At 59.2% G+C, this 4,246-nt stretch carries 5 protein-coding genes and 2 pseudogenes; 2 read left to right on the top strand and 5 right to left on the bottom strand.

All coding sequences use genetic code 11. The features are described from left to right. Positions 1-189, top strand: a 189-nt coding sequence (locus SCI24_RS21085) for a TrkA C-terminal domain-containing protein (protein ID WP_318727234.1), incomplete at its 5' end; no start/stop codon positions are given. 849 nt (positions 190-1,038) lie between these two features. On the opposite strand, the gene SCI24_RS21090 is transcribed toward SCI24_RS21085, so the two are convergent. The 5 genes and pseudogenes from SCI24_RS21090 to merT all read right to left on the bottom strand — a co-directional run bounded on the left by SCI24_RS21090 (position 1,039) and on the right by merT (position 3,964). Further along, on the bottom strand, positions 1,039-1,380 hold the full coding sequence (locus SCI24_RS21090) for a hypothetical protein (RefSeq protein ID WP_318727235.1): 342 nt from the start codon (positions 1,378-1,380) through the stop codon (positions 1,039-1,041). Between the two features lie 264 nt (positions 1,381-1,644). Continuing rightward, positions 1,645-3,081: a mercury(II) reductase gene (gene merA, locus SCI24_RS21095; RefSeq protein WP_412930352.1), complete on the bottom strand. Its 1,437-nt coding sequence runs from the start codon at positions 3,079-3,081 to the stop codon at positions 1,645-1,647. Then, positions 3,044-3,300, bottom strand: a pseudogene (gene merF / locus SCI24_RS21100) (mercury resistance system transport protein MerF). Before merF ends, merA begins: the two are co-directional and overlap by 38 nt. Positions 3,301-3,302: 2 nt before the next feature. Beyond that, positions 3,303-3,599, bottom strand: coding sequence for a mercury resistance system periplasmic binding protein MerP (merP, locus tag SCI24_RS21105; RefSeq protein ID WP_318727237.1), 297 nt, complete (start codon positions 3,597-3,599; stop codon positions 3,303-3,305). A gap of 14 nt (positions 3,600-3,613) precedes the next feature. Beyond that, positions 3,614-3,964, bottom strand: a complete 351-nt coding sequence (gene merT, locus SCI24_RS21110; protein WP_318727238.1) for a mercuric ion transporter MerT — start codon at positions 3,962-3,964, stop codon at positions 3,614-3,616. 72 nt (positions 3,965-4,036) lie between these two features. On the opposite strand from merT, the pseudogene SCI24_RS21115 reads away from it, so the two are divergent. Further along, positions 4,037-4,171: pseudogene (locus tag SCI24_RS21115) on the top strand (MerR family DNA-binding transcriptional regulator); the annotation flags it as partial. Between the last annotated feature and the right edge of the window lie 75 nt (positions 4,172-4,246).

A 4,246-nucleotide genomic window follows, 5' to 3' on the forward strand; every position in this document is an offset into this window, starting at 1 on the left:
CGCGCCATCGGCGAGATCGACCTGCCCCAGGGCACCACCATCGGCGCCGTGGTGCGCGGCAAGGAGGTGCTGATCGCCCACGATGACGTGGTGGTGAAATCCGGTGACCACGTCATCCTGTTCGTGATCGACAAGCGCCGTCTGCGCGACGTGGAGCGGCTCTTCCAGGTCGGGTTGACGTTTTTTTAAGAAAGGACTGCACGCGGCCAGAAGCGGCCATTGAGTTTTTCCTGATGTATAACGCCGGCCATAAGGGGCGCCCTGACAAGGGCGTCCCGTGGAGGGCCAACGGCCCGGAACAGACTTAATGGCTTTGTTAATTTGCAGCTCCACGCCGACTACGACCATGTGATTATTTCCTGTGGCGTGTACGCCACAAACCCCACCCGCCAACAATGAGAAGAAAAAGTTTTGCCATCAGTGACGCTCCCCAAAACTGAATGCTAGCGGATTGCTGCTCCAATATTTCTGGCGTTGCATCCTGATAAGGAAGGGAGGCTCCAGAAAATTCCAGGAAGCTGAAAACAGCTCCTAAGAGCCCAATCACAACGAAAATGAAGCTCCCTACTCGCATGCTATTCCTGCAATTTAGTTCAACAGGTATTAGATAGCGTGCTCGATATTTCACTTAAACGCGCATGCCCGTTCAACAATGCTATGCTGCGCGTTCGAGCACCTCTCATCCTATCGAAATCCCTATTAATTAAATATAATTCGGCAGTATAACACCGATCATCGTGCATGCTGTATATCTCCAATGAACGTGCCTGCTGCCTTTGCCAGCATGTCCGCTATGGGTCGCGAACAGTCAATAATAATTCCATCAGCATAGACTAACATTCCACATTCGGCCATAAGTGGACGTTCAGCCAGAGCAGATATAATGTCGATGTTCAGCGTCCGGCATGGGCTCGACCGCGCCGGTAAGCCGGTACGATGGAGCCCCATAGGCCGGAACGAGTTGCAACTACTTGTTAAACCTGCGGTCCTATCATTCTTATTACGACATAAGCCATTAAGCCAAAGCCCGCCAGGAAACTAAGCACTCCCCCGACACCAAAAAACCAACAAAACGGATGAAGATTGAGGTTTTCTACTTTTTTCGCCATTGAGCTGGCGACGCCATCTCTCACCAAATACAAACGAATTGATTAAAACCAAAACGATCAGCAATAAAAGAGAAGAAACTGAACCAAAAAAGAGACCCCAAGACCACTGCAATGCACTGACCAAATCCGCAGGAAAAGTAACAGAATTTTTCCCCGTAAAGGCATTGATTGAGAGCGTAAGCGCACCGCCTGAAAGCAAAAATATTACCTTCGCTAGTGTATCTGTTCTTGCACGAGCATCTTGTTGATGCTGGTTAAACTCCGAAATCATGAATCCTCATTTATCTAATGCTAGGCTAAGCCGCCGCTTGGATCGCCAGCTGCCGACCTGGCTCCATCAGCATAAACTAACATTCATCATTCGGCCAGAAGCGGACCATTCCTTCGGAATCATCTACTCAGCACTGTTGGTGCACGCTTCGCAAAAAACCTTCGTTTTCTTTACATGATGACCTGATGTTTCCGACTATGCCAAGAGTGGAGGAATAGAATGGGGCATGAGTGATAAAGGCACTCAGTGAATTTCACTGGCAGATTACCCTGCACAGCAGGACAGCTGCGACACATCCTTGGTGAAGGTCTGGGCGCAGAGCTTGAGCCCCTCCACCATGGTGAGATAGGGAAACAGCTCATCGCCGATCTCCTCGACCGTCATGCGCGCCCGCAACGCCAGCACCGCCGCCTGAATCAGCTCACCAGCTTCTCCTGCTACCGCCTGCACGCCCAGCAAGCGCCCGGTATCGCGCTCGGCGACCATCTTGATGAATCCCAGTGTGTCGAAGTTCACCAATGCCCGCGGCACGTTCTCCAGCTCAAGGGTACGGATCTCGACCTCGATACCCTGGTCGATCGCCTGAGCCTCCGTCAGGCCCACCGTGGCCACCTGGGGCTCGGTGAACATCACCCCGGGCATGGCGCCGAGGTCCAAGCGGGCCTCGCCGCCGGTCATGTTGATGGCGGCACGGCTGCCGGCGGCCGCGGCGACATAGACGAACGCGGGCAGCTCGGTGCAGTCACCGGCGGCGTAGAGGTTCGGTACCGTGGTGCGCAGGCGGTCATCCACCCGAATCGCCCCCTGCACGGTTGCCACGCCGATGCTCTCCAGGTTCATACCTTCGGTGTTGGGGGTGCGGCCAGTGGCGACCAGCAACTGATCCGCCCGCAGGGTGCCGGCGTTGGTTTCCAGCACGAACTCATCGTCGACGTGTTCCACGTGGCTGGCCTGGGTCTGCTTGAGGACCTCGATGCCCTCACGCTTGAATGCGGTCTCGACGGCCTCGCCGATGGCGAAATCCTCGGCGGAGAGCAGGTGGCTTCGAGCCAGCACGGTGACCCGGCTACCCAGCCGGGCGAAGGCCTGGGCCAGCTCCAGGGCAACGAAACCGGCGCCCATCACGATCAGCCGTTCGGGGATGGTGTCGAGTGCCAGGGCGCTGGTGGAGGTCAGGTAGGGCGTGTCAGCAAGCCCCGGCACCGGCGGCTCAGCAGGGCGAGCACCGGTGCCGATGAAGGCACGATCGAAATCGATGATGCGCTCGCCGCCGTCGTTCAGCGTGACCGCCAGTCGGTGGGCATCGAGGAAACGCGCCTCACCGCTGAGCAGCGTGATGGCCGGATGGTCGCGCAGGATGCTCGCGTACTTGGCCTCGCGCAGCGCCTCGACACGCGCCTGCTGCTGCTCCAGCAGCCTGGGCCGACCCACCTCCGGTGCCTGGGCGCTCAGCCCCGCGTCGAAGGGGCTTTCCCGGCGCAGATGGGCGACATGGGCGGCGCGAATGAAAATCTTCGAGGGCACGCAGCCGATGTTCACGCAGGTCCCCCCCAGAGTGCCCCGTTCGATCAGGGTCACCCGGGCGCCGCGCTCGACGGCCTTGAGGGCAGCGGCCATGGCCGCTCCGCCGCTGCCGATCACGGCGATGTGCAGGATCTTGTCATCACTCATTCGGGGAGCTCCTTGAGCCTCTGGACGCATGGCGACAGCAGGCGTCGGTTTGTTTCTTGCGCCACAGCGCATAGGCAGTCAGGCCGATGAAGCCGGCCAGGGCGGGTAGCAGAACAAGATCCAGGTAGCCGGTGAGCGCCGCCAATCCCACGCTGCCCAGCAGGATCACCAGGATCGGCGTGAAACAGCACAGTGCGACCAGCACGGTGCCGACCACCCTACACGCAGCAACGTCGTGGGATTTTTCATGGTCACTCTCGGCCTGCTTGCGCAGCTGATGGGGTTGAGGGATAGCCGGCGTTGGTGGTGGCCTCGATCAGAGCCTCCACGGAGGTCAGGGAGTCCTCGAAGGTGACCACGGCTTCACGATCCGGGTAACTCACCACAACGTGCGAGACACCCTCCACCCGGCCAAGAGCAGCCTTGACGGTGATCGGGCAAGCGGCGCAGGTCATGCCCGGCACCGCGAGCGTCACGGTCTGCACGGCGGCCCATACGGGCGTGCTGAGCAGGACGATGAGGGCTACCAGCGCCAAACGCGTTTTCATGCACATCTCTCCTTTCAATAGAACAGCGGCAGGACGTAGGGGAACGCCAAGGCGATCAATACCAGCACTGATACCAGCCAGAAGAGCGACTTGTAGGCCGTTCGCACGTGAGGGAGCGCACACACCTCCCCCGGCTGGCAGATGGCCGCTGGCCGAAAGATACGGCGCCAGGCGAAGCCCATTGCCACCAAGGCGATCGCAATGAACAGCGGGCGATAAGGTTCCAGGGCCGTGAGATTGCCGATCCAGGCGCCGGAAACCCCCAGTGTGATCAGTAGCAATGGACCAAGACAGCAGGCCGAGGCCAGCAGTGCCGCGACGCCTCCGGCAGCCAAGGGACCACGTCCCGATTTCGATGTCGGCATGCCACCTCCCTTTCATGCGCCATGTGGGTAGGGATAAGGTTACTTCCGTAGTCAACTACGGAGTCAAGGAACATGCCGAACACGGTGGACTCACTGACCATCGGTGGCCTGGCCAGAGCGGCGGGCGTTCATGTGGAAACCATCCGCTATTACCAGCGGCGCGGTCTGTTGACGGTGCCCGAACGGCCCCCGGGGGGCATTCGACGCTAGTCGGGTAGACCGGGCGATTGCTCGACCCGGCCCCCCTCAGATCCGGGCATGCGCAATTGACGCACCCGGCTC

The sequence above is a fragment of the Halomonas sp. genome, assembly GCF_033549285.1.
Lineage (GTDB): Bacteria > Pseudomonadota > Gammaproteobacteria > Pseudomonadales > Halomonadaceae > Halomonas.